Source organism: Nocardiopsis sp. iso_186, assembly GCF_056173365.1.
Genome location: NZ_CM149670.1, coordinates 2,929,338 through 2,952,425 on the forward strand (window position 1 = coordinate 2,929,338; position 23,088 = coordinate 2,952,425).

Here is a 23,088-nt window from a genome sequence, read left to right on the forward strand (position 1 = left end):
ACTCCTCAACACCCCTAGCGCTACCCGCCGCGCCTACAGGTAGTCCTGAGGCGAACGCGGCGCCTCGGGCATCTGCTCCACCTCGTCCTCACCCAACTCCACCGACGGCACCGGCGCGGGCGACTGCGACTCCCCGCCCTGATCCGACTCCTGCGGCGACGGCGACACCGACGGCGTGCCCGGCGACTCCTGCGCCCCACCCCCCGGAGACGGCACCTCCGCAGGCGTGGAATACGCCTCCTGCCTCAACCCCGACAAAAAGAAGTACAACACCACCAGCAACGCGACGAGCAACGCCACCAACACCGCCAAACCCGCCACCAGACCCCGCGACGAACGCCCCGGAGCCGCCACACCACCGCCACCGCGCCCCGACCACGCCCACCGCGGCGCCGACGCCCCACCACTGGCCGCCCAATACGGCACATACCCCGGCCCCGTCCCCCCGCGCGGCCCCCCGGCCGCCACCGGCGCCAAAAACACCCCCGCACCCGCACCCTCATCGGCAACCGCCGCCCACGCAGCCGCCGCCGACACCCCCCACCCAAGAACCGGGGGCACCGGCCCCTCCACCCCCGCCCCCTTGGACACCGCCGCCACGAACCGATCCCGCGCCGCCGCATCGGCACTGGCCCCAGCACTCAACAACGCCACACTCACCGCACGCCCCGACCCGTCGCGCCCCGCATAAACCACACCCTCGGCGCACACCCGACGACGCTCCACCAGCCGAAACGCCCCCAACTGCCGCGGATCGGCCTCACCCAACGCCATCGCACCCACCACCCGCACCCCACCTCACCCAACCGGCCGACACGCCCCAAACCCGCCACTGCACACAGAGCACACCCCACCCACCACCCCAGCCGGTAGTCTCGCCGATGCGCACCCAAACAACGTACCCGCGCCCAACGGGCGCGCGCCGAGCACGCTCCAGGGAGACCACCACCCATGCCTCACCCCTCCGACGCCGGCGCCACCCACCTCCTGCGCGCCGCCCTGCACGAGGTGTCCACCGTCATCGTCGGACAGGACCGCATGGTCGAACGCACCCTCGTCGCCCTCATCGCCGGCGGCCACTGCCTCATCGAAGGCGTCCCCGGAATCGCCAAAACCCTCGCCGTGTCCACCCTGGCCACCGTCGTGGGCGGCACCTTCAACCGCATCCAGTTCACCCCCGACCTCGTGCCCTCCGACATCATCGGCACCCGCGTCTACCACCCCTCCACCGAACAGTTCGACATCGAACTCGGCCCCGTCTTCGCCAACTTCGTCCTCGCCGACGAAATCAACCGCGCCCCCGCCAAAGTCCAGTCCGCGCTCCTGGAAGTCATGGCCGAACAACAGGTATCCCTGGGCGGCACCACCCACCCCCTCCCCGACCCCTTCATCGTCATCGCCACCCAAAACCCCGTCGAATCCGAAGGCGTCTACCCCCTCCCCGAAGCCCAGCGCGACCGCTTCCTCATGAAAGTCCTCGTCACCCACCCCCGCGCCCACGAGGAATTCGAGATCCTGCGCCGCATGAGCACCCGCCCCCCGACCCCCACCCAAATCCTGGACCCCCTCACCCTCAGCGAACTCCAAACCGAGGCCCACACCGTCCAGGTCAACCAACTCGTCGCCGACTACATCGTGCGCCTGGTCATGGCCACCCGCGAACCAGCCGAATACGGCATCCCCACCCTCACGCCCCTCATCGAGGTCGGGGCCAGCCCCCGCGCCACCCTGGGCCTCGTGTCGGCCGCCCGCGCCCTCGCCCTCATCCGCGGCCGCACCTACGTCCTGCCCGACGACATCGCCGCCCTCGCCCACGACGTCATCGCCCACCGCCTCATCCTCACCTTCGACGCCCTCGCCCAGAACATCACCCCCACCAACGTCATCGACCAAATCCTGGCCGCCGTCCCCCCACCCCGCGTCATCTGGGACGAAACCACGCCGCCCCCCGCCACCGCCGCCCGATGACCGCCCCCCCGGCCCACGCCGCCCTGCGCCACCTCAGCCTCACCGTCACCCGACGCCTCGACGGCCTCCTGCACGGCCAACACCTGGGCCTGCGCGCCGGCCCCGGCAGCGAACCCGGCGACGCCCGCCTCTACCAGCCAGGCGAAGACGACGTACGCACCATGGACTGGGCCGTCACCGCCCGCACCACCCACCCCCACGTACGCGACCCCATCGCCGACCGCGAACTCGCCACCTGGACCCTGCTCGACCTCTCACCCACCATGGACTTCGGCACCGCCCACGCCCAAAAACGCGACGTCGCCATCAGCACCCTGGCAGCCGTCGCCCACCTCACCCACCACATCGGCGACCGCAACGGCACCCACGTCCTGCGCAACGGCCACCTCACCCGCTCACCCGCAGCCACCAACCACAACGCCCACCTCGCCCACGCCCGCGCCCTCACCGCGCCCCTGCCCCCCGACCCCGGACACACCACCCTGGCCACCGCCCTCACCGACCTGGCCCGCACCCGCCCCCGCCGCGGCCTGCGCGTCATCATCTCCGACTTCCTCGACACCCCCACCACGCCCCACACCCAACCGTCCTGGCAAACCCCCCTGCACCACCTCAGCGCCCGCCACCAGACACTCGCCATCGAAATCCTGGACCCGCGAGAACTCGACCTCCCCGCCATAGGATTAGTCACCATGAGTGACCCCACAACCGGGCGCACCCGACACGTCCACCTCACCCCCGACCTCCAACACCGCTACGCCCACGCCGCCCGCCAACAACGCACCGCCATCCGCGACGCCATCCGCACCGCCGGCGCCACCCACCTCACCCTGCGCACCGACCGCGACTGGATCCTCGACATCGCCCGCCACGCCACCCTGCACCGCACCAGCCCCCACCGCCGATAACCACCCGACCCGACAAGGACACCGACCGTGACCTTCCTGTCTCCCGAGCGCCTCTGGCTACTGCTGGCCGTCGCCGCCCTGGCCACGATCTACGTCCTCGTCAACAACCGCCGCACCACCTACGCGCTGCGCTTCACCAACCTCGCCCTCCTCGACCAGATCGCCCCCCGCACCCCCGGCTGGCGCCGCCACGTCTGCGCCGCACTGTTCCTCCTCACCACCGCCACCCTCGTCGCAGGCCTCGCCCAACCCGCCATGAGCGTCCAGGTCCCCCGCGAACGCGCCACCATCATCGTCGCCATCGACGTCTCCCCCTCCATGGCCGCAACCGACGTCACCCCCGACCGCATCACCGCCGCCAAGGAATCCGCCCAGGGCTTCATCGACACCCTGCCCGCCCGCTTCAACGTCGGCCTCGTCGCGTTCTCCTCGACCGCGAGCGTCATCTCCTCACCCACCCACGACCACCAGGCCGTCGCCGACTCCGTCGTCGGACTCACCATCTCCCCCGGCACCGCCATCGGCGAAGGCGTCTTCGCATCCCTGCAAACCATCAACTCCTTCGACGAGGACGCCACCCTCGACCCGCCCCCCGCCGCCGTCATCCTGCTCTCCGACGGAGAAAACACCTCAGGACGCCCCGTCGCCACCGCCGCCCAACTCGCCAGCGACGCCAACGTGCCCGTCTCCACCATCGCCTTCGGCACCGGCGCCTCCATCATCGAGATCGACGGCCAATACGTGCCCGCCAACATCGACAAAGCCGCACTCGAACGCCTCGCCGACACCACCGGCGGCCACTTCTACGAAGCCGAATCCGGTGCCGAACTCCAAAACGTCTACGACGACATCGGCTCCTCGCTGGGAACCGAAACCGTCCACGAGGAAATCGTCACCCGCTTCGTCGCAGCAGCCCTGCTCCTGGCCCTCGCCACAGCCGCCGCATCCCTCACCTGGTTCCAGCGCCTGCCCTAAACCACCAACAACCGCAGCCGGGCCACCCCCACCCCGCACCGCCCGCTACCGTGGTCCCGTTTGCCCTACTCACCACGCAGAAGCCAAGGAACCATGCCTGAGCACACCGGCGCGCCGACCGCCATCCTCTTCGATCTCGATGACACCCTCATCGACGACCACGCCGCCTCCAGCAACGGACTGCGCGCCCTCATGCACCACCTCGGCCACCCCGACTTCACCTCCGCCCGCCAACTCTGGGACGTCCAAACCGACCTCTCCTTCAACGCCTACCTCGCCGGACGCCTCACCCTCACCCAACAACGCCACGAACGCATCCGCGCACTCGCCACCCACGCCGGCCACACCACCCTCAGCGACCACCACTGCGACGACCTCTACCAGCACTACCTCACCGCCCACCGCAACGCCTGGCGCGCCTTCGACGACACCGACACCACCCTCACCCAACTCGCCCAACGCGGCATCACCCTGGGCGTGGTCACCAACGGCACCCACGCCTTCCAACACGACAAACTCACCGCCCTCAACCTCGCCCACCACTTCAGCGCCGTCGTCTGCTCCGACACCGCCGGCGCAGGCAAACCCGACCCCCGGATCTTCCACGCCGCCTGCACCCAACTCAACACACCCCCCGACCAGACCTGGCACGTGGGCGACCAGCTCCGCGCCGACGCCCTGGGGGCACTCACCGCCGGCCTGCGCCCCGTCCTGTGCGACCGCCAATCCCGCAACCCCCACACCGACATCCCCACCATCACCGACCTCAACGGCCTCATCCCCCTGGTCGCCGACGCCGCCGCAGCCGCAGTGGGACTGCTGTGAACCCCCACGAACACGAAGGCACCCCCGACCACCAACGACGCCCACGCCGCGTCACCGCCCACCTCCTGCACACCACCCCCCAAGGAACCGTCACCGCCGCCCACTCCGTACGCGTCAACTTCGCCGACGACCCCCAAGCGCTCCTGCGCGCCCACGCCGACCTCCCCCCCACCACCGCGATCACCCCCCTCGACACCCGCACCGAACTCGCCACCACCACCGACCCCGCGACCGGCGCCCGCCTGGCCATGCACATCGACCGGCTCTGCTACACCACCCCCACCCCCGCCGGCCCCGCCATCCCCCTGGACCAGGCCCTCACCCGCCTGCACCACGACCTGCCCGCCCGTGCCCTCACCGACCACGAACCCCCACGCCCCACCCTGGCGCTGCGCCGCTTCTGCGCCTACGGCCTCGTCACCGACCCCGCCGGACGCATCCTGCTCTCCCGCATCGCCCCCGGCTTCCCCGGCGCCGGGACATGGCACCTGCCCGGCGGCGGCACCGACCACGGCGAGGACACCCACACCGCCCTCACCCGCGAAATCACCGAAGAAACCGGACAGGACGCCACCCCCGGACGCCTCATCACCATCACCCACCACCACCGCACCAACCAGACCGGCCCCGACGGCACCACCGGGGAGATCTACGCGGTGTGGGTATTCCTGAGCGCCTACGTCGCCCGCCCCTGCACCCCCCGCGTCACCGAAACCGCCGGCTCCACCGTTGACGCCTCCTGGTTCACCCCCCAAGAGCTGGCCGGCCTCACGCTCTCCACCACCGCACGCCAAGCCATCACCCAGCAGCACCGGTCCTGACCAGGCCCCGCACCACTGCCCGCTGCGTGCCCACGGCCGCGCGGGAAAACACTTCGCCCGGGCCCGCCACCCACGCGGCCCCCGCCCCGCACGCCGTGCACACACCGGCCACCCCGCCCCGGCGCGCCCCTGCCCCGCACGCCGCACCAGCCCAGCAGGCGCGCTCAAGCCAGACGGCCGGCGCATTCGGGCAGAGAGCACTTCTTCGACACCGGCACGGTCGGAACCAGCCGTTACCAGCCGTTCCAGCCACACGTACAGGGCCGCGGACCCGGGGCCCTGAGCCATACGGTCGCCCCGGTCGGCATCGACCAGGACAACAGGCCCCACACGGGCCAGCTGCTGCATGACGGCTTCGGTCGTCCCGTAGACGTGCGCGACCACGACGACCACCCAGGCCACCCACCGCGCGCAGCGTGAGCACCGCTTGGGAAGTGACGCTCACGACAGGGTGGCAGCACAACAGCAGCAGGCCGAGACTGCCGTCGCTCCCCGACAGAGACTGCGCCCGACGGGCCCCGCCCCCCAAGACCGGATCGGCCGTCGCGGCCCGCCCCTCGCCCCGGCCCCGGCCCTAGAACGAAAGCGGGTGCGCCGGCACCTGAAAACAGGAATGCGCCGCACTCAACCCGACAACCACCGCCGCGCCCCGTACCCGCACGCCCCGACCCCCAACGCCACCACCCCCAACAGCACCGACTCCAACGGCAGGCAGAACGCCAACACCACACACCCCACCAAACCCACCACCGGAACAGCCAACAACGGCCGATCCTCCTGCGGTCCCAACCGCAACGCCGACGCATTGGCCACCGCGTAATACACCAACACCCCAAACGACGAGAGCCCCACCGTGGTCCACACGTCACCCACCGCCACCACACCAAGAACCACCACCGCCACCACACCAACCGCCAACCGAGGCGCCCCCGCCCCCAACCGACGCACCACCAGCGGCAGATTCCCGTCCGCCGCCATCTCCGACACCGTGCGCACCACACCCGACAACAACGACACCAACGCCGCACCACACGCCAACGCCGCCCCCACCGCAACAACCGCACCCACCACACGCCCAGCACCCGCCGCGACCACCGCATCCGCCAACGGCACCACCGAATGCCCCACCGCACGCGGACCCAACACCGCCATCACCGACGCACCCACCGCCCCGTACAGCACCAACGCCGCACCCAAAGCGACCACCGCCGCACGTCCCACCACCCGGCCATCACGCGCCCGCGCCCCAAGCGCCGTGATGCGCGCATACCCCGCAAACGCGAAGAACACCATCCCCGCCGCCGCCAACACCCCCGACAACCCGTGCCAGCGCCCCTGCAACGCCAGATTCGACACATGCGCCGCACCACTGCCCCACGCGACCACCACCACCGCGACCACCACCGCGACCACCACCACCAACAGCAGCCGCACCACCCACTCCGACAACCGCACCCCGACCACCACGGCCACCGCCGCAGCCACCACCAGCACCGCCCCCGCCACCCCCGGCGCCTGCGGCCACACATACACCCCGAACACCAGCGCCATCACCGCACACGACGCCATCTTCCCCACCACAAACGCCCACCCGGCCAAGAACCCCCACGCCTCACCCAAGCGCTCACGGCCATACACATACGTCCCGCCCGGCTCCGGGTGCCGCGCAGCCAACCGCGCCGACGACGAAGCGTTGCAGCACGCCACCACCCAGGCGATCACCAACGCCAACGGCAGCCACACCCCAGCCGTACGCGCAGCCGGAGCCCACACCACGAACACCCCGGCACCCACCATCGCGGCCAGGCCCACCACCGTGGCACCACCGGTCCCCAGCGACCGCACCGGCCGACCCAACGCATCAAAAAGAGAAGACGTACTCACGGCGCGAGTGTGCCCGATGCGGATCACGTCCGCGTGAAGACCCCCCAACTCACCGACCAACCCCACCCCACACCACCAAAAAAGAGGGCCGCCCCAGACACCCCCGACCCCCGCGACAGCCGTGCTTGCCCTCCACCGACCAACCGGCAATATGCGCCGCGCAAGGCAGGAACACGAGCGCCCCGGCAAGTCAGCCCACACCAGCCCCCAGCGTGCGCCCCCCGTCCAACGTCAGCACCTGCCCCGTCACCCACGCCGCATCCCCCGACGCCAAGAACGCCACCGCCGCCGCCACATCCTCGGGCTCGCCCAACCGACCCAACGGATACCCCGCCACCACCCCCTCCTCGTCAGCCAGCAACGCCTCCGCGAAACGCGTCCGCACCACCGCAGGCGCCACCGCGTTCACCCGCACCCCCGGCGCCAACTCATACGCCAACTGCTGCGTCAGATTGATCAGCGCGGCCTTGCTCACCCCATAAACCCCGATCCCCGGCGACGGATGCTGCCCGGCAAGCGACGCCACATTCACCACCGCACCCCCGTGCTCGGCCATCCACGCCCCGTACACCGCCCCCACCCACTGCGCCGCAACCGTCACGTTCACCTCAAAAATCTTGGCCATCGCCGCACCACCGGCCTCCAGCACCGGACCGAACACCGGATTGATTCCCGTGTTGTTCACCAACACGTCCACCCGGCCGAACTCCGCCAACGCCCGCCCGACCACCTCATCGCGATGCGCACCGTCCTGCGCCCGCCCCGCCACCCCCAACGCGACCCCCGCACCCCCCAACCCCGACACCGCCTCCGCCAACGGCCCCTCCGACCGCGCCGTCACCACCACCCGACCGCCCTCATCAACGATCCGACGCGCCACAGCCAGCCCGATCCCCCGGCTCGCACCCGTCACAACCGCGACCCTGTCCGCAAAACGCCCCACGACCGCTCCTTCGCCCACCCACGCCGACACCACCGAAACCAAACAATACCGACCAGACGGTCTGCCAATCGGAGCAACCCACCCCACCCACCCAAACCCTGGTAGCGTCACCCACCGTGACCTCGCACTACTTCAACCCCGACCCCGACACCCCCCACAAAACCGCCACCATCGACCTCGTCCTCCCCGACCTCCACCTCACCCTCACCACCGACCGCGGCGTCTTCTCCCCCGACCGCATCGACCTCGGCACCCGCATCCTCCTCGAAACCGCCCCACCACCCCCCCAACACGGCACCCTCCTCGACATCGGCTGCGGCTACGGCCCAATCGCCCTCACCATGGCCAAACGCGCCCCCGACGCCACCGTCCTCGGCCTCGACGTCAACAACCGCGCCCTCGCCCTCGCCCGCACCAACGCCACCGCCCACGCCCTCACCAACACCCGCTTCCGCCACATCACCCCCGACGCAACCCCCACCCCCGACCAAGAACCCGACACCCCCCAACTCCTCACCGGGCCCTTCGCCGCCATCTGGTCCAACCCCCCCATCCGCGTCGGAAAACCCATCCTCCACACCCTGCTCCGCACCTGGCTCGGCCGCCTCGCACCCGGCGCACACGCCCACCTCGTCGTCCACAAAAACCTCGGCGCCGACTCCCTCCAACGCTGGCTCGACACCAACAACCACCCCGCCACCCGCATCGCCACCCGCGCCGGATATAGAATCCTGCGCACCACCAACAACACCTGACCTGCCGGTAAGCTCAACACCGACCGCCACCCAACCCCAGATACGAGGAACGCACACCAGGTGAGCACGCAACTGCGCCCCACCGACGTCAAACGACTCAACCGCCAATGGCGCAGGCGCACCAATGGCCGAATCAGCCTCATCGTCGAATCGGTCACCCAACCCTTCAACCTCGGCTCCATCCTGCGCACCAGCGCAACCCTGGGAGTTGACACCATCTGGCTCACCGGCAACGCCATCACCCCCGACCACCCCCAAGTCGGCAAGACCGCACTCGGCACCGACGCCAAGGTCACCTGGGAAAAACTCGCCACCACCGGCGAAGCCGTCACCGCAGCCCGCGCAGCCGGATACCGCATCGTCGCCATCGAACTCGCCCGCGACGCCCTGCCCCTGCACGACACCCCGCTCACCGGCGACATCTGCCTCGCCGTCGGCGCCGAGGACCACGGCTGCTCACCAGCCCTCCTCGCCGCTGCCGACGCAACCGCCTACATCCCCCAGATCGGCCGCGTGGGCTCCCTCAACGTCGCCACCGCGACCGCAATCGCCATCGCCGAAACCCGCCGACGCGAATGGGAAACCCTCCCCGCCACAGCGGACGACCCGGCCATGCACTAAACCCCGCCCCGCCCCTCCCGCCAGGCACAACGCCCGCGGGAGCCCCGGCGAACCCACATCATTGGGCAAAAACCCTCAACCAGGGTTGGATAACGCCCAACATGGGAACTTCTCAGCCTCAACGAGCGTATTTCCCTACACCCGAGACATGAGAGAGGACAATGGACCCGTCCCGAAGTACGAGCAGCGTCCACACCGGACGCTGTGCTTCCGACTTAGACGAACCTCCTTCACCAAGCAGCGTGCGCACCGAGCCTGACCGCTCCGAGGCGGTGCGTGCGTCATGACCATCATCTTGAACATCCTCCTCGGAGCACTGGTGGTCTTCCTGATCACCGTCGCCACCGGGTACTTCGTCGCCCAAGAGTTCGGCTACATGGCGGTGGACCGATCCCGCCTCAAAGCCCGCGCCGCCGCCGGCGACACCGGCGCAAGCCGCGCACTTTCCATCACCAACCGGACCTCCTTCATGCTGTCCGGCGCCCAACTGGGCATCACCGTCACCGGACTGCTCGTCGGATACGTCGCCGAACCAATGATCGGCTCCGGAATCGGACAGCTCCTCGGCGGAGTCGGCGTCCCCCAAGGCGTAGGAGTCGCCCTGGGTACCGCCCTGGCCCTGCTCTTCTCCACCGTCGTACAGATGGTCTTCGGCGAGCTCTTTCCCAAGAACCTCGCCATCGCCCGACCCGAGCCCGTGGCCCGCTGGCTGGCCCTGTCCACCGGCATCTACCTCAAGGCATTCGGCTGGCTCATCTGGCTCTTCGACCAAGCCGCGATCCTGCTCCTCAAGGCAGTACGGATCGAACCCGTCGAAGACGTCCAGCACGCGGCAACACCCCGTGACCTGGAACGCATCGTCGAGGAGTCCCGCGACAGCGGCGACCTCCCCGCCGAACTCTCCACACTGCTCGACCGGACACTGGACTTCTACGAGCGCACCGCCGACCACGCCATGATCCCCAGGCCCCAGGTGGCCTCCGTCGAAGCCGACGAACCCGTCAGCCGCGTCGTGGAACTCATGGCCACCGGCCACTCCCGCTTCCCCGTCCTCGGCAACGGAGTCAACGACATCATCGGAGTCATCTGCCTGCGCGACGTCCTGGCACTGGGCGAACGCGAACTCGACACCGTCCAGGTGTCGGAGATCGCCCGCAGCGCCGTCATGGTCCCCACCTCGCTCCCCCTGGCCACCGTCCTGGCCCAGCTCCGCGAGGCCGACGACGAGTTCGCCTGCGTCGTCAACGAGTACGGCGGCCTCGCCGGTGTCATCACCACCGAGGACATCGCCGAAGAGCTCGTCGGCGAGATCGCCGACGAACACGACCCCGAGGACGAAGGCGAAGCCCGCGTCGGCGACGACGGAAGCTGGCTCCTGCCCGGCGCCATCCACGTCAACGAGGTCGAGCGCCTCCTCGGGCACGACCTGCCCGAAGGCGACTACGAGACCATCGGCGGCCTGGTCATCAACCGGTTGCGGCGCCTGCCCGCCCCCGGAGACCACGTCACCGTCAACCTTCCCCGCCACCCGGGAGCGCACGACGCCGACCCCGACCACGTCATCACCCTCACGGTCGAGAACGTGGACCGCCACGTCCCCGAGACCGTGCGGCTGGAACTGAACGAGGCCACCACGGCCTCCTCCGTCGAAGAGGAGGTGACCGCGTGAGCGACATGAACCCGTGGCTGGCCATGATCATCTCCGTGGCGATCATCGGTCTCAGCGCGTTCTTCGTGGCCATCGAGTTCGCTCTCGTGGCCGCCCGCCGATACCGCCTGGAGGAGGCGGCGGAGACCAGCGCCTCGGCGCGCGCCGCGCTCAAGAGCGCCCGCGACCTCTCGCTGCTCCTGGCCGGTTCCCAGCTGGGCATCACGCTGTGCACGCTGGCGCTGGGCGCCATCACCAAACCGGCCGTCCACCACCTTCTGGAGCCGCTCTTCCACGGATGGATGCCCGACGCGGTCTCCTATGTGGTCTCCTTCGTGGTCTCCCTCATCGTGGTGACCTTCCTGCACCTGGTCGTGGGCGAAATGGCGCCCAAGTCCTGGGCGATCTCGCACCCGGAGAAGTCGGCGACCATGCTGGCGATCCCGATGCGGGCGTTCATGTGGTTCACCCGCCCCGTCCTGGTGGTCCTCAACGGCATGGCCAACTGGTGCCTGCACCGGGTGGGTGTGGAGGCCGTGGACGAGGTCAGCGGCGGACACAGCGCCGACGATCTGCGCGAACTGGTGGAGCACTCGGCCAAGGCCGGTTCCTTGGACCCCGAACGGCGCGCACAGCTGGCCACCGCGCTGGAGGTCAACTCCCGTCCACTGCGCGACATCATCACGCCGAAGGACGAACTGGCGGGGGTGGCGCCCGACGCCGGCCTGGACACCATCAAGCGGGTAGCGCGCGAGAGCGGGCACCTGCGACTGGTGGTGGGTGAGGACGAGCCCTTCGGTGTTCTGCACGTGCGGGACGCGCTCACCAGCGGCTCGGAGACCACCGCCGCCGAGCTGATGCGCCCGGTCCTGACCCTGGACGCGGCGACCCCGATCTACGCGGCGCTGAGCATCATGCGGGAAAGCCGTACCCACCTGGCGTTGGTGGAGGAAGAGGAGAACCTGATCGGCCTGGTCACCCTGCAGGACATGCTCGACCGGCTGCTGCTGACCGGCGAGCACCCCGCAGCGGTCTGATCCGCTCGCCGTCCGACGGCCCGGCCCCTCACGGGTGCCGGGCCGTTCGCCTGTGGGGAAACTCTGCGTAATGCCCTGTACAGCGAGTGACCATCGCCGGCAAAAACACGTCCGATCCGCCCCCGATGTCGCATTTTTGGGCGCATCCTAGGAGGATCTGGTGGCTTGCCACTCGATTTGTGCAGTGGCTGTGTTGTTTGTAGAACAACACAGCCACCTTTACGGTGTAGATTTTTAAGAGTCGAGCGATACTGTTTTCCCACGGAGCGAACCACCGGAGAGATCCCTACGATCCACGGCCACGATTCTCTTGTGCCCTTCTCGGAGCAGGCTCCCCAACGCGCTTCCCCACTCCCCCGGAGCGGAGTCCGCCCACTGGGCGCACGGCTGCCCACGACCGAGCCCTCCCCTCCCCCGCCGCGAGAGGGACCGCCCGGTGCGCACCTCGTCCCTTCGACGGGGACAGGCCCCACGGACCGCTCTCGATCAGTGCCGTCACGACGCCGCGTGATAGGTCGCCTCGTCGAAGTCGGCGGGCAGCCCGCCCCCGCTCAGGTCCCAGGCCCAGCGGCCCGGGATGGCGGCCAGGCGGTTTTTGGTGGTGGCCGCCGACAGGTGGCTGCCGCGGGCGGTGCGCGTGTTCTCAAGCGTGCGGCGGTAGTCGCGCACCACTCAGGCCCGTACGGAGGTGTCGGTGAGCGGGCCGCCGCACCCAGGTCGGTGGAGGCGGCCAGCTTGTCGGCGAAGGCGCGGTGTTCGTCCGCCAGGCAAGGCGAGGGTCCGACGCAGGCGACCGGTGCGTGTGTTTCCAGAAGTAGCCGCTGGCGATGAACACCTGGCCATCCCCGAAGCTACTACTCAGCGGTCACTTTGCGGCTCACCGGAGCTTCGGACGAACCAGGCCTACATGTCCGTTCGTCCCGGCTCCACGAGAACGGCGCCTACCTGGCGGCCTTCGGATCCGCGGACTGCGTGTCTCCCATCTCCACACGGAAGGGGTATGTCCTGGCTGCGGTGAACGCGCCGTGGATCGGCATGATGAGCGAGGTGAGGCGACGGACATCGGCGTCGCCGATCGGCGTCCACAGCGCCGCGCAGTGCTCGTCGGTCTCGACCTCGATCTGCTCGCGCGCCGCGACGCCGGCATCGGTAGCGGTGCCGTCGGCGTTGAGCCAGCCGCGTGCGACGAGGCGCGTCGTTGCCGCAGCCACCTCCCCGTCGTCCCACAGTCGGGTGGCACGCGCGATCGCTTCCGGGAAGTGACCTGTCGCGGTTTGCAGAACGTTGCAGTCACACGGCCCGAGGTCGTTGGCGGCGAGGACGGTGAAATGCGCGTCGCCGCGCCACTCGCGCAGCACCGTGATCTGCTGCCATAGCGCGACGAGCGGATCGGCGGGGAGGGGGACCGAGGCGTTGGCGGCGGCCAGCGTCTTCCCGGCGTAGTCGGCGCTCGCGACGACCGGGTCGATGAGCGATCGTGCCTCAGCGATCTGATCGGCGGCGAGGCTCACGTTGACGCGCTGCAACGCACGATCGACGGCTGCGAAGCGGGCGTCCTGCCACTCCTCTGGCGTCGCTGTGTCCCACACGCCTGCCATGGCCTGCACCGACCGTGGGCTGAAGTTGTAGAAGGCCGCGAGTGTGACCTGCCACGGGACCGCGCCCATCGGTGCTGACCGGAACGCGAAGTACGCCGGCCCGTACTCGGTTACGCCCAGCTTGGCGGCCTCTTCCGGCGCCTCGGGGATGAAGTAGACGAACAGGTGAGTCGCGTTGATGGTGAGGCTGACCTCGCGGACGGCATTCAGATCCATGTCAGCGCGAGCGAAGGTACTGGTGAGATGCATTGCGGTGGTCTCCCGGCAAGTGGAAGGATCAAGATCGTCTTTGGTGTATCCGGTAAGTCAGGACTGCTCTGGCGCGGTGATCTGTACGGAGATCGCGCCGAGTTCCTGCACTTCGATCCGGACCGTGTCTCCCGGTGCCAGGTAGCGGCGGCGGCCGGACAACTCCTGGATGCAGCCGGTGCCCACGGGGCCGCTGGCGATGATGTCACCGGCTCGCAGCGAGGTGCCGCGCGACGCGTGCGCCAGCATCTCGCCGAACGACCAGTGGATCTCGTCCCAGCTGCCGCCGCCGTAATGCTCATCGTTGACGTACCCGTCCATCCGCAACGCATAGCCCTTGCCCGAGCGGTAGGGCTCCAGTTCGTCGGGGGTCACGAGGAACGGGCCGAGGCTGGTCGAGGTGTCCTTGCTCTTGGACGGGCCGTACACGAACCCCATCTCGCTCGCGGAGATATCGCGTGCGCTCCAGTCGCAGTAGACCAGGTAGCCGGCGATGTGATTCTCCGCCGTGGCGGCGTCAAGGTTCGAGCAGTCCCCGGCGATCACCGCGGCGACCTCGACCTCGTAGTCCCACAACTGAGCCCCCGGGGCGAGGGGGACCTCGTCGTGCGGTCCCTTGATCGCCGCCGGGTTGGAGAAGTAGAAGAGCGGATACTCGTACCAGACCGGGCTGACCCTGCCGTCGCCAACCGCTGCCTTACCCGCGTTACTGATGTGGCGTTCGAACGCGGCGAAGTCCCGGACCGCCGGGGGCACCGGTATCGGCGCCAGCAGGTCGGCCGTAGCCAGCTCGACGACCTCAGTCGGTTCCCTGGTTGCGGCGGCCTCCAGCCCGCCCTCGGCGCGCAGCAGCTCCAACAGGCCCATGCCCACGGCGTGGATCTCGTTGTCGTGCACAACGCCGCAGCGCGTGGAGCCGTCGGCGGAGCGGTAGCTGGCCCACTTCATCGGGCAAGCACCTCCCGGGTGTAGTCGTTCGTTCCCCCGGTGATCACGACCGTCTTCATGCGGCCACCGCCCGCGCGAACTTGACGATCTCCTCGACGAACAGCTCAGGCTGCTCCAGGGCGGCGAAGTGGCCGCCTGCGGGGATGTCGTCGTTGAAGTAGCGCAGGTCGTGATAGGCGCGCTCGGCCCAGATGCGCGGGGTACGCGTCAGTTCGTCCGGGAAGACGCTGACACCGACGGGAAGGTCCAGCTCAGTCAGAGCGAGCGGCTGCCGGGCGTACTCCCAGTACAGGCGGGCCGCGGAAGCAGCCGTGCCGGTGAACCAGTACAGGGAGATGTGGTCGAGGATCTCGTCGGGGGTGAGGGCATCGGGCCGGGCCCAGTCGAGGAACTTCTCGTAGATCCAGGCGGCCTGCCCGGCCGGGGAGTCGGTCAGGGCGTAGCCGATGGTCTGCGGCCGGGTGCGCTGCACGACGTGGTACCCGGAATGGACGGCGAAGAAGCGGCGGCCCTGTTCGAGTGCGGCCTTCTCCTCAGGGGTCGGGGCGTCGCCGACCGGTGGTGCGGCGAGGAACTCAGGGAAGTTGACGTGGACCGCACGCAGACCCTTCAGGCGCTGCGCCCCCATGCGGGTCGCGACGACACCGCCCCAGTCGCCTCCCTGGGCCAGGTAGGAGTCATAACCGAGGCGCCGCATGAGCACGCCGTACGCGCGGGCGATCCGGTCCGGGTCCCAGCCTGTCGAGGCGGGTTGGTCGGAGAAGCCGTAGCCGGGCATCGAGGGGACGACGAGGTGGAAACCGTGCTCGGTGAGCGGGCCGACGGTCTTGAGGAACTCCAGGAACGAGCCCGGCCATCCGTGCAGCAGCAGCAGGGGGATGGCGCCGGGTCGGGGTGAGCGCACGTGCATGAAGTGCAGGCCGAGACCGTCGATGGTCGTGCGGAACTGGCCCAGCTCATTGAGCCGCCGCTCCAGATCGCGCCAGTCGTACCCGGTGGCCCAGTACTCCAGCAACTCCTCAAGGCGCTCCCGCTGCACCCCCTGACTGCTGTCCGGCGCTGTCTCCCGGCCGGCAAGGCGCACCCGGTGGAGCCGGTCCTTCAGATCCCCCAGGGCACTGTCCGGAATGTCGATACGAAACGGTGTCACGCTGTCCGATGTCATGGTCACCACTGTGCGGCCGCGACGAGGCCGCAGTCCAATGATTGTTCCGACACACGTAATACAAGCCGCGTATAAGGCCAGCTAAAGTGAGGTTGTGTCCGAACTCTTCCCCGCACCCGTGGACCTCGACCTCCGGCTGGTGCAGTGCTTCACGGTGATCGCCGAGTACCAGCACTTCGGCCGTGCCGCCGAAGCGCTGCACACCACCCAGCCGTCGCTGAGTTGACAGATCCGCCGCCTCGAACAGCAAGTGGGCGTCCGCCTGCTCGACCGCACAACGCGCGGCACCCGGCTCAGCGAGGCCGGCGAGGTTTTCCTGCCCCAGGCCCAGGGGTTGCTGCGCGCCGCGGTCGAGGCGATGGCCCGCACCCGGGCCTCGGCCCGGCCCAGCAGCATCACCATCGGCTACACCAAGGGGCTGGCCATCACTGCGGCCGTGCGGGCCCTGCGGGGCCGCAACCCCAATGCCGAGGTCCACACCCGCCTGCTCGCCTGGAATGACTCGCGCGGCGCACTGCTGGAGCACCGCGTTGACGCGGTGGTGACGCGTCTGCCGTTCCCCACCGATCGGCTGCGCGTCACCGTCCTCTACGACGAACCGCGCGTGCTGGTCGTGTCCCGGGACCACCGTCTGGCCGGCAAGGAGTCGGTAACCCTCGGCGACATCGCCGACGAGCCGATCCCCCGCGTACGCCAGTCCGACCCGTTACTCAACGCCTACTGGCGGCTCGATCCCCGGCCCGACGGGCGGCCCGCGCCCGACGGCCCCCTGGTCGAAGCCCTCGAGGACAAACACGAACTCATCGCCGCCGGGCAGGCCGTGGCCATCGGGCCTCCCCTCGACCACGCGACCGGCCTGCATCCCAGCCTCACCACCGTCCCGTTGCACGGGGTCGAACCGAGCCAGGTCGTACTCGCCACGCGCACCGGCGACCGCAGCCGTCTGGTCACCGATTTCCGCAAGCATGCCGAAGCCCTGCTCACCGGAACCCACCCTGCAGGACCGATCCGCACCCCATGATCAGCGGCAGCTCCGCCCGCATACGCAAGCGACCATGGCCCGTGCCTGGGCTGCCGCTACAGCGTCCGACAAGATCGGGGGCTCCTCCAGGGACGTCCTACGCGCCGCTGAACCGGACGACGCCGAGCGGGCCGCGCCCGATCAAGGCATGTGCGGGCAGGGCTGCACCTCGCGCGTCGGCGGATCCTAGGGGTCGTTGCAACACCGAAGGTCAGTTGCTCGTCGCGAGCAGCTTAGCGAGGCGCTCGGCTGGGGTATCCCAGCCGAGCGTTTTGCGTGGGCGTCCGTTGAGCTGGACGGCCACTGCCTCCACGCGATGAACGCAGGTATCCCTCCGGGGATCTGACCGCCCTCGAAGTTACTCAGCGGTTACCTTACGGCTCGCCGTAACTTCGGGAGAATTAGGCCGTGTCCGTTTGGTCGGGGTGGCATCAGCGAAAGCGACAGGTTTACAACGTAGATTAAGAAGAACGTCAAGCGAACGCCCCTCTTCTCGATGCTAGACGCCGTCCAGGAACCGGGTTTTCTTCGTCTGAAACTCCTCTTCGGTGAGCAGCCCCTCTTCGCGCAGCCGCCACAGGGCCCGCAGGCCGGACCGCACCCGCTCCTGGGCCTACTCCCCGGCCGGCGCGGGGCCGGGCGCGGCGGTGATCGCGGCCGGTTTCCTCGCCGCCCATGCGTGGGCCAGGACGGTGGCCGCCATGATGAGGCCGCCGCGAGAGGGACAGGGGTGAGGAGGATTACCACAGGATCCGAAGACCAGATCGGCCGCGCCCACTGCTCCCCGCCCTGGAGGAATTCGAGGCCGGTGTGAGCGCCCTGCCGGCAGCCGAAGCGCGCAGCATCGGACACAAGTTCGTGGCCGAACCCGGGGCCGCCTACGACAGATCGGTCACGCGGTCGGCGGTGCTTGTTCGGCGGCCGCGATCTGCGTGTCGATCTGCTCGAACATCTCGAGGAGCCCCTTCGGCGACTCCTCATTGAAGAGCATCTCCAGGCTCTGCGCAGACTCGTGGGCCGAGGCCCCCGAGCGCGGGAACAGGTCGGCCTCGTAGCTGGCCAGCGCCGCTTCGGTGTCACCGGGACGGGCGGCGATGGCCAGAGCGAGCAGGGACCCGTCGTACATGGCCAGGTTCGCGCCTTCGCCGGCGAACGGTGACATCAGGTGGGCGGCGTCGCCCAGTAGTGTCACGCCGGGGACGCGCGCCCAGCTGATCCCGGGAGGCAGGGCGTGGATACGCCGGGGGATGAGCGGGGCGTCGGCGTGCTCGACGAGGCCCCGCAGCCCCTCGTCCCATCCGCCGAGCCGGTCGAGGACGGCCTTGCGTGCGGCCGGGGTGTCGGTGAAGTCGATGGTGTCGAGCCACTCCTCGGGAACGCGGAAGCCCAGGTAGGTGTGCAGGCTTCCGTCAGATTCCTTGTGACCGAGGAAGCCGGTGGTCCCACGGAACGCGAACAGCATCCCTTCGCCTATGACAGCCGCTTGCTCGGGGTGCCTGTCGTCCGCGTCGAACAGGTCGGCTTCGACGAACGAGATCCCGGTGTAGGCGGGCCAGGCGTCGGTGACCAGCGGCCGGACCTTCGACCAGGCACCGTCCGCGCCGATGAGCAGGTCGGTGGTGATGGTGTGTCCATTGGCGAAGATGACCTCGTGCCGGCCGTTCCCGCCTGGCAGGGGGCGGGCGGCGGTGGCCTTGTGGCCCCAGCGGACGATGCTCTGGGGCAGGGCGTCCAGGAACATGTCGCGCAGCTGTCCGCGGTTGACCTCTGGTCGCTTCAGGCGTCCGTCGTCGGCTTCTTCGCGTAGGACGGCGCCGGTGTGGTCGAGGATGCGCATGGCCTCCCCGCCGTGGCGGATGATGTCGGCGAACGCGTCCCAGAGCTCGGCGGATCGAACGGCTTTCTGGCCGCTGGTGTCGTGGATGTCGAGCATTCCGCCCTGGGAACGGGCGTCCCGGCCGGCTTCCAGGTCGAACACGGCGGCTTCGATGCCCTTGACGTGCAGGACGCGGGCGGCCGTCAGGCCGCCGAGTCCGGCGCCCAGGATGGCGATGGGATGGTGCGTGGTCATGGTCGTCCCCTAGCCGAGGTCTGCGAGCGGAGCCGGATTCGTTCGCGGTTGCCGAGGGATCGGTGTGGCCGCGATGCCGGTGAGCAGTACGTGGATCGCCCAGGTGGAGCGTGCCGATGGCGGGCCCGCGAGCACGGCGTCGGCATGGGCGGCGACATGGGGCGCTGTGGCGGGGACCGCGGTGCGCACCGCCCGTTCGAGGGCGTGCGTCTTGGCCTCGTCGCCGCCGACCGGTGCGTCGATGTCGTCCGAGCCGGGGTCGCCGTGTTCGGCGGCGGTCGCGGTGACCTGCTGTAGGAGCAGGTCCGTTCCCCATGCCGCACGGTCGGCCGGCACGTCGCCGTCGATGAGGAGTCCGAGAACGCGGTCGAACAGGCGGATCGTGTGGGGACCGGCGGGGCGCAGGGCCAGGGCGGAGCGCGCCAGCCCCGGATACCGGAACAGGAGGTCGCTGTAGGCGCCCAGGAGAGTGTGGATGCGCTCCTGCCAATCCCCCGGGCCGTCCTGGGGCAGTGATCCGATGAGCTCGTCCAGGACCGCCGCGTGCAGCTCGGCGGTGTTGGCGACGTACACGTACAGGGAGGCCGGGCCGGTGTCGAGGGCCTGGGCGACTCGGCGCATCGTCGCCTTCTCCAGGCCTTCGGTCCGCATGATCTTGACGGTCTCCGCGATGATCCACTTGCGCGAGAGGGCCGGCTTGGCCGGCCTGGTGCGTTGACTACGTGGTTGCTTCTCCATACCCACAAATTAACGAACAAGTTCGTTACGAACAAGTTCATTCAGGCAATCGCCTTGCAGGGGAAGGGGTACTCGGCCAGGGGCAGAGCCGGTCGGGCCCGGCGGCGCAGCGTGGACCGCTGCCCCCCGGGGCCGCCCGGTCGAAGCCATGGAAACCGCGTCCGCCAGGCGGAGTCGTGGCTTATCCGTACCTGTTCGATAGCGTCGGAATCAACGAAAGTGCCAGGTTTACGGCGTAGATCAAGAAGAAGGTCACGCGAACGCCCCTCTTTGCGCAGCCGCCATAGGGGTCGCCGGCCGGACCGCACCTGCTCCTGGGCCGGTGCGGCGGTGATCGCGGCAGGTTTCCTCTCCGCTTCCGCGTGGGCCAGGACGGTGGCCGCAATGATGAGCGCCCGTCCCTCCCACCCCTCGCCGAGCAGGCAGACCAGGTCCTCCGTTGCTCCTTGCCCTTGGCCCGGCCGGCTTCGGAGCCCGACCAGGCCAGGGGCAGTCAGGGACCAGCGCCAACGCCCGCCGTCTGGTGCCGCCCTGATCCGGGAGGCCGGGGCCGGGACGGACCTAGATGCCGTTGACCCTGAGGGTGACGTCGATGTTGTCGCGGGTGGCCCTGGAGTAGGGACACATCTGGTGCGCCTTCTCCACCAGGTCGGCCGCGGTGGCCTGATCGGCGCCCGGGATCGTGACGTCGAGCAGGACCTCCAGGCCGAAGCCGTCGCCACCGGTGCCCAGGCTCACCTCGGCGGTGACGGAGGACCCCTCGACGGACTCCTTCTCCTTGCGCGCGACCCCCTTGAGCGCGCCGTGGAAACAGGCGGCGTAGCCCACGGCGAACAACTGCTCGGGGTTGGTCCCCGGGCCGTCGTCACCACCCATCCCCTTGGGAACCGAGAGCTCTACCTCGAGGCGGCCGTCGTCGGTGCTGCCGGTACCGGTACGGCCGTCGCCCTCGGCGGTGCCCTTAGCGGTGTAGAGAGTCTTCATGGTGCGCCCTTTCCTCGTGATCATGAAACGGTCTGGGTTCGCGTGGCGTCGCGGCCGGCAGAGACGACCGATTCGGTGAGCTGGTCCAGCAGCGGCTTCAGGAGCCTCACCTGCTCCATCGACAGGCCGGTCGAGCACAGCACACGCTGCGGTACTTCTTCGGCGCGGCGACGCGCCTCGATGCCGTCCTCGGTGAGCGCGACGCGCACGATCCGCTCGTCGTTGTCGGTACGCGAACGACGGACCAGGCCGCGGAGCTCCAGCCGCCGCAGGAGCGGCGACAGGGTTCCCGAGTCCAGTCGCAACGAAGCTCCGAGCTCCTTCACCGACAGCGCGTCGTGTTCCCACAGCACCAGCATGACCAGGTACTGGGGATAGGTGAGGTCGAGCTCGTCGAGGAGTTCGCGGTAGACACCGGTCAGCGCCCGGGAGGCGCTGTAGATGGAGAAGCAGAGTTGGCTGTCCAACGACAGGTTGGCGGTTGCGTCCGATCCGACCATGGCGGCCGACCCCCTCTCACGGCTACTTTCGCATTACACACAACCAGGTTGTGCACAACTTATTGTATTCGCCCCCCATCGGGAACAGTCCGGAGCCACACGCGTTGTTGACAATCGGGCAGGACCGCCGCACGGGAGCGGCGCGACACGACGAACAGACGGGGCAACGCGACCATGCCGGTGCACGAGGTGGACACGATCGTCCTGGGCGGTGGCCAGGCCGGACTGGCCACCGGCTACTACCTGACCAAACGGGGGCTGCGTCCGGAGAGCGACTTCGTCATCGTGGACCGCGGACCGCAACCCGGTGGGGCGTGGCAGCACGTGTGGCGCTCGGTCCGGCTCATCTCTCCCCCCGCCTACACCCGGCTGCCCGGACTGAAGTGGGAGCGCTTGAGCGAGGCCCCGCCCAGTGGGCCCGAGGTCGCCGCCTACTTCGCCCGCTACGAAAAGCATTTCGGCTTGCCGGTGCGGCGCCCGGTCGTGGTTCGCCGGGTCACCGACGCCGACCCCGGAGGGAAGCACGAGCGGACCGGTCCGCTCCTGGTGGAGACCGACACCGGCACCTGGCGGGCCCGCGCCGTGGTCAACGCGACCGGCACGTGGGACCGCCCCTTCTTTCCCTCGGTCAACGGAGCGGCCACCTTCGGCGGACGCCAGCTGCACGCCGCCGGCTACGACTCCCCCGAGGAGTTCGCCGGGCTGCGGGTGATCGTGGTGGGCGGAGGGCATTCCGCCCTGCAGATCCTTGCCGAGATCGCCACCGTCGCAACGACCGTATGGGTGACTCGCCGACCACCGGAGTTCCGGGACAAAGGGCTGACCGAGGCCGACCTCGTGGCGGTCACCGACGCGGTGGCCGCGCGCGTGGCCCAGGGCAAGCCGCTGCGCAGCGTGGTCAGCTACACGGGGTTGACCATGACACCGGCGGTGGAACGGGCCGCCCAGCGCGGGGTGCTGACCGCCCGGCCGATGTTCGAGCGGATCACGCCCGAGGGCGTTGCCTGGGCCGACGGTTCCACCGAGCGTGCCGACGTGCTGGTGTGGGCCACCGGGTTCCGGCCGGCCCTTGGCCATCTGGCTCCGCTACGGCTGCGCTCGGAGCTGGGCGGGATCGCGATGAAGGGGCCGCGCACCGCGGTGGACCCCCGGGTTCACCTGGTGGGGTACGGGCCCTCCGCCAGCATGATCAGCGCACACCGGGCCGCCGCCGTGGCTGCCCGGGAGGTGGCAGCGGGACGTCAGGATGCACGTGCACACTGAATGCCCGTTTGCTCCCATCGATACCGTTTTTGCTGCTCTTCAGTGATAGCGTCCCGTTCCAGGCGGCGCCCCTGGTGCAACCGGCCGCGTTGGCGTGGTGGTGCGCATCCCGGAACCGGCGATCGCCGCCGGTAGGGGGTTCGCCCGATCGGCATCGCACCTGTGC

The 23,088-nt window shown here is 69.4% G+C and carries 22 protein-coding genes and 1 pseudogene; 12 read left to right on the forward strand and 11 right to left on the reverse strand.

Annotated features, from left to right (window positions below; genetic code table 11):
- Window positions 1-33: 33 nt before the first annotated feature.
- Window positions 34-774 (reverse strand): hypothetical protein, encoded by a 741-nt coding sequence (locus AC0VYP_RS12965; RefSeq protein WP_475469848.1) that lies wholly within the window; start codon window positions 772-774, stop codon window positions 34-36.
- Window positions 775-951: 177 nt separating this feature from the next.
- On the opposite strand from AC0VYP_RS12965, the gene AC0VYP_RS12970 reads away from it, so the two are divergent.
- The 5 genes from AC0VYP_RS12970 (at window position 952) to AC0VYP_RS12990 (ending at window position 5,497) form a co-directional block, all read left to right on the forward strand.
- Window positions 952-1,968, forward strand: a complete 1,017-nt coding sequence (locus AC0VYP_RS12970) for an AAA family ATPase (protein WP_475469850.1) — start codon at window positions 952-954, stop codon at window positions 1,966-1,968.
- Window positions 1,965-2,876: a DUF58 domain-containing protein gene (locus AC0VYP_RS12975; RefSeq protein WP_285759943.1), complete on the forward strand. Its 912-nt coding sequence runs from the start codon at window positions 1,965-1,967 to the stop codon at window positions 2,874-2,876. The genes AC0VYP_RS12970 and AC0VYP_RS12975 overlap by 4 nt, the downstream gene beginning before the upstream one ends.
- Before the next feature lie 27 nt (window positions 2,877-2,903).
- Window positions 2,904-3,851 carry a VWA domain-containing protein gene (locus tag AC0VYP_RS12980; RefSeq protein WP_285759944.1) on the forward strand — a complete coding sequence of 316 codons (948 nt, stop codon included), beginning with the start codon at window positions 2,904-2,906 and terminating at the stop codon, window positions 3,849-3,851.
- A 93-nt stretch (window positions 3,852-3,944) separates the two neighbouring features.
- Window positions 3,945-4,676, forward strand: coding sequence for an HAD family hydrolase (locus AC0VYP_RS12985; RefSeq protein WP_285759945.1), 732 nt, complete (start codon window positions 3,945-3,947; stop codon window positions 4,674-4,676).
- A complete protein-coding gene (locus AC0VYP_RS12990) occupies window positions 4,673-5,497 on the forward strand; it encodes an NUDIX hydrolase (protein ID WP_285759946.1) in 825 nt (274 codons plus the stop codon). The genes AC0VYP_RS12985 and AC0VYP_RS12990 overlap by 4 nt, the downstream gene beginning before the upstream one ends.
- 624 nt (window positions 5,498-6,121) lie before the next feature.
- Here the strand turns inward: AC0VYP_RS12990 and AC0VYP_RS12995 are convergent.
- Entirely contained in the window at window positions 6,122-7,342 is a 1,221-nt protein-coding gene (locus AC0VYP_RS12995; RefSeq protein ID WP_475469851.1) for an APC family permease, read from the reverse strand.
- 229 nt (window positions 7,343-7,571) lie between these two features.
- Window positions 7,572-8,324, reverse strand: a complete 753-nt coding sequence (locus AC0VYP_RS13000; protein WP_475469852.1) for an SDR family oxidoreductase — start codon at window positions 8,322-8,324, stop codon at window positions 7,572-7,574.
- Window positions 8,325-8,440: 116 nt separating this feature from the next.
- On the opposite strand from AC0VYP_RS13000, the gene AC0VYP_RS13005 reads away from it, so the two are divergent.
- From AC0VYP_RS13005 to AC0VYP_RS13020, 4 genes are all read left to right on the forward strand, one after another.
- Complete coding sequence (locus AC0VYP_RS13005) at window positions 8,441-9,079, forward strand: class I SAM-dependent methyltransferase (protein ID WP_285759950.1); 639 nt, start codon at window positions 8,441-8,443, stop codon at window positions 9,077-9,079.
- Between the two features lie 60 nt (window positions 9,080-9,139).
- Window positions 9,140-9,700 carry a TrmH family RNA methyltransferase gene (locus tag AC0VYP_RS13010; RefSeq protein ID WP_285759951.1) on the forward strand — a complete coding sequence of 187 codons (561 nt, stop codon included), beginning with the start codon at window positions 9,140-9,142 and terminating at the stop codon, window positions 9,698-9,700.
- A gap of 283 nt (window positions 9,701-9,983) precedes the next feature.
- On the forward strand, window positions 9,984-11,369 hold the full coding sequence (locus AC0VYP_RS13015) for a hemolysin family protein (protein ID WP_475469854.1): 1,386 nt from the start codon (window positions 9,984-9,986) through the stop codon (window positions 11,367-11,369).
- Window positions 11,366-12,385 (forward strand): hemolysin family protein, encoded by a 1,020-nt coding sequence (locus tag AC0VYP_RS13020; protein ID WP_285759953.1) that lies wholly within the window; start codon window positions 11,366-11,368, stop codon window positions 12,383-12,385. Before AC0VYP_RS13015 ends, AC0VYP_RS13020 begins: the two co-directional genes overlap by 4 nt.
- Before the next feature lie 495 nt (window positions 12,386-12,880).
- Here AC0VYP_RS13020 and AC0VYP_RS13025 read toward each other — a convergent pair whose 3' ends face one another.
- The 4 genes from AC0VYP_RS13025 to AC0VYP_RS13040 form a co-directional block, all read right to left on the reverse strand.
- On the reverse strand, window positions 12,881-13,057 hold the full coding sequence (locus AC0VYP_RS13025) for a hypothetical protein (protein ID WP_475469856.1): 177 nt from the start codon (window positions 13,055-13,057) through the stop codon (window positions 12,881-12,883).
- A 269-nt stretch (window positions 13,058-13,326) separates the two neighbouring features.
- Complete coding sequence (locus AC0VYP_RS13030; RefSeq protein WP_475469858.1) at window positions 13,327-14,232, reverse strand: SCO6745 family protein; 906 nt, start codon at window positions 14,230-14,232, stop codon at window positions 13,327-13,329.
- 57 nt (window positions 14,233-14,289) lie between these two features.
- Window positions 14,290-15,180 carry a fumarylacetoacetate hydrolase family protein gene (locus AC0VYP_RS13035; protein ID WP_285759956.1) on the reverse strand — a complete coding sequence of 297 codons (891 nt, stop codon included), beginning with the start codon at window positions 15,178-15,180 and terminating at the stop codon, window positions 14,290-14,292.
- Window positions 15,181-15,235: 55 nt separating this feature from the next.
- Window positions 15,236-16,345 carry an epoxide hydrolase family protein gene (locus AC0VYP_RS13040; protein ID WP_285759957.1) on the reverse strand — a complete coding sequence of 370 codons (1,110 nt, stop codon included), beginning with the start codon at window positions 16,343-16,345 and terminating at the stop codon, window positions 15,236-15,238.
- Window positions 16,346-16,484: 139 nt separating this feature from the next.
- Here AC0VYP_RS13040 and AC0VYP_RS13045 point away from each other — a divergent pair.
- Window positions 16,485-16,643 (forward strand): annotated as a pseudogene (locus AC0VYP_RS13045) (LysR family transcriptional regulator); the annotation flags it as partial.
- A gap of 60 nt (window positions 16,644-16,703) precedes the next feature.
- On the forward strand, window positions 16,704-17,366 hold the full coding sequence (locus AC0VYP_RS13050) for a LysR substrate-binding domain-containing protein (RefSeq protein WP_475474248.1): 663 nt from the start codon (window positions 16,704-16,706) through the stop codon (window positions 17,364-17,366).
- Between the two features lie 892 nt (window positions 17,367-18,258).
- On the opposite strand, the gene AC0VYP_RS13055 is transcribed toward AC0VYP_RS13050, so the two are convergent.
- The 4 genes from AC0VYP_RS13055 to AC0VYP_RS13070 all read right to left on the reverse strand — a co-directional run bounded on the left by AC0VYP_RS13055 (window position 18,259) and on the right by AC0VYP_RS13070 (window position 21,659).
- Window positions 18,259-19,437: an FAD-dependent oxidoreductase gene (locus AC0VYP_RS13055; protein ID WP_475469861.1), complete on the reverse strand. Its 1,179-nt coding sequence runs from the start codon at window positions 19,435-19,437 to the stop codon at window positions 18,259-18,261.
- A gap of 9 nt (window positions 19,438-19,446) precedes the next feature.
- Window positions 19,447-20,175 (reverse strand): TetR/AcrR family transcriptional regulator, encoded by a 729-nt coding sequence (locus AC0VYP_RS13060; protein ID WP_475469863.1) that lies wholly within the window; start codon window positions 20,173-20,175, stop codon window positions 19,447-19,449.
- Window positions 20,176-20,736: 561 nt separating this feature from the next.
- Window positions 20,737-21,159 (reverse strand): organic hydroperoxide resistance protein, encoded by a 423-nt coding sequence (locus AC0VYP_RS13065; RefSeq protein ID WP_285759962.1) that lies wholly within the window; start codon window positions 21,157-21,159, stop codon window positions 20,737-20,739.
- Window positions 21,160-21,179: 20 nt separating this feature from the next.
- Window positions 21,180-21,659, reverse strand: coding sequence for a MarR family winged helix-turn-helix transcriptional regulator (locus AC0VYP_RS13070; RefSeq protein WP_285759963.1), 480 nt, complete (start codon window positions 21,657-21,659; stop codon window positions 21,180-21,182).
- A gap of 174 nt (window positions 21,660-21,833) precedes the next feature.
- On the opposite strand from AC0VYP_RS13070, the gene AC0VYP_RS13075 reads away from it, so the two are divergent.
- The gene (locus tag AC0VYP_RS13075; protein ID WP_475469865.1) at window positions 21,834-22,922 is read left to right on the forward strand and encodes an FAD-dependent oxidoreductase; all 1,089 of its coding nucleotides are present in this window, start codon (window positions 21,834-21,836) and stop codon (window positions 22,920-22,922) included.
- Window positions 22,923-23,088 lie beyond the last annotated feature (166 nt).

Coding starts and splice junctions, on each gene's coding strand:
- AC0VYP_RS12965 (WP_475469848.1), bottom strand. CDS start 774: ATGGCGTTGGGTGAGGCCGATCCGCGGCAGTTGGGGGCGTTTCGGCTG.
- AC0VYP_RS12970 (WP_475469850.1), top strand. CDS start 952: ATGCCTCACCCCTCCGACGCCGGCGCCACCCACCTCCTGCGCGCCGCC.
- AC0VYP_RS12975 (WP_285759943.1), top strand. CDS start 1,965: ATGACCGCCCCCCCGGCCCACGCCGCCCTGCGCCACCTCAGCCTCACC.
- AC0VYP_RS12985 (WP_285759945.1), top strand. CDS start 3,945: ATGCCTGAGCACACCGGCGCGCCGACCGCCATCCTCTTCGATCTCGAT.
- AC0VYP_RS13015 (WP_475469854.1), top strand. CDS start 9,984: ATGACCATCATCTTGAACATCCTCCTCGGAGCACTGGTGGTCTTCCTG.
- AC0VYP_RS13030 (WP_475469858.1), bottom strand. CDS start 14,232: ATGCATCTCACCAGTACCTTCGCTCGCGCTGACATGGATCTGAATGCC.
- AC0VYP_RS13035 (WP_285759956.1), bottom strand. CDS start 15,180: ATGAAGTGGGCCAGCTACCGCTCCGCCGACGGCTCCACGCGCTGCGGC.
- AC0VYP_RS13040 (WP_285759957.1), bottom strand. CDS start 16,345: ATGACATCGGACAGCGTGACACCGTTTCGTATCGACATTCCGGACAGT.
- AC0VYP_RS13050 (WP_475474248.1), top strand. CDS start 16,704: ATGGCCCGCACCCGGGCCTCGGCCCGGCCCAGCAGCATCACCATCGGC.
- AC0VYP_RS13055 (WP_475469861.1), bottom strand. CDS start 19,437: ATGACCACGCACCATCCCATCGCCATCCTGGGCGCCGGACTCGGCGGC.
- AC0VYP_RS13060 (WP_475469863.1), bottom strand. CDS start 20,175: ATGGAGAAGCAACCACGTAGTCAACGCACCAGGCCGGCCAAGCCGGCC.
- AC0VYP_RS13065 (WP_285759962.1), bottom strand. CDS start 21,159: ATGAAGACTCTCTACACCGCTAAGGGCACCGCCGAGGGCGACGGCCGT.
- AC0VYP_RS13070 (WP_285759963.1), bottom strand. CDS start 21,659: ATGGTCGGATCGGACGCAACCGCCAACCTGTCGTTGGACAGCCAACTC.
- AC0VYP_RS13075 (WP_475469865.1), top strand. CDS start 21,834: ATGCCGGTGCACGAGGTGGACACGATCGTCCTGGGCGGTGGCCAGGCC.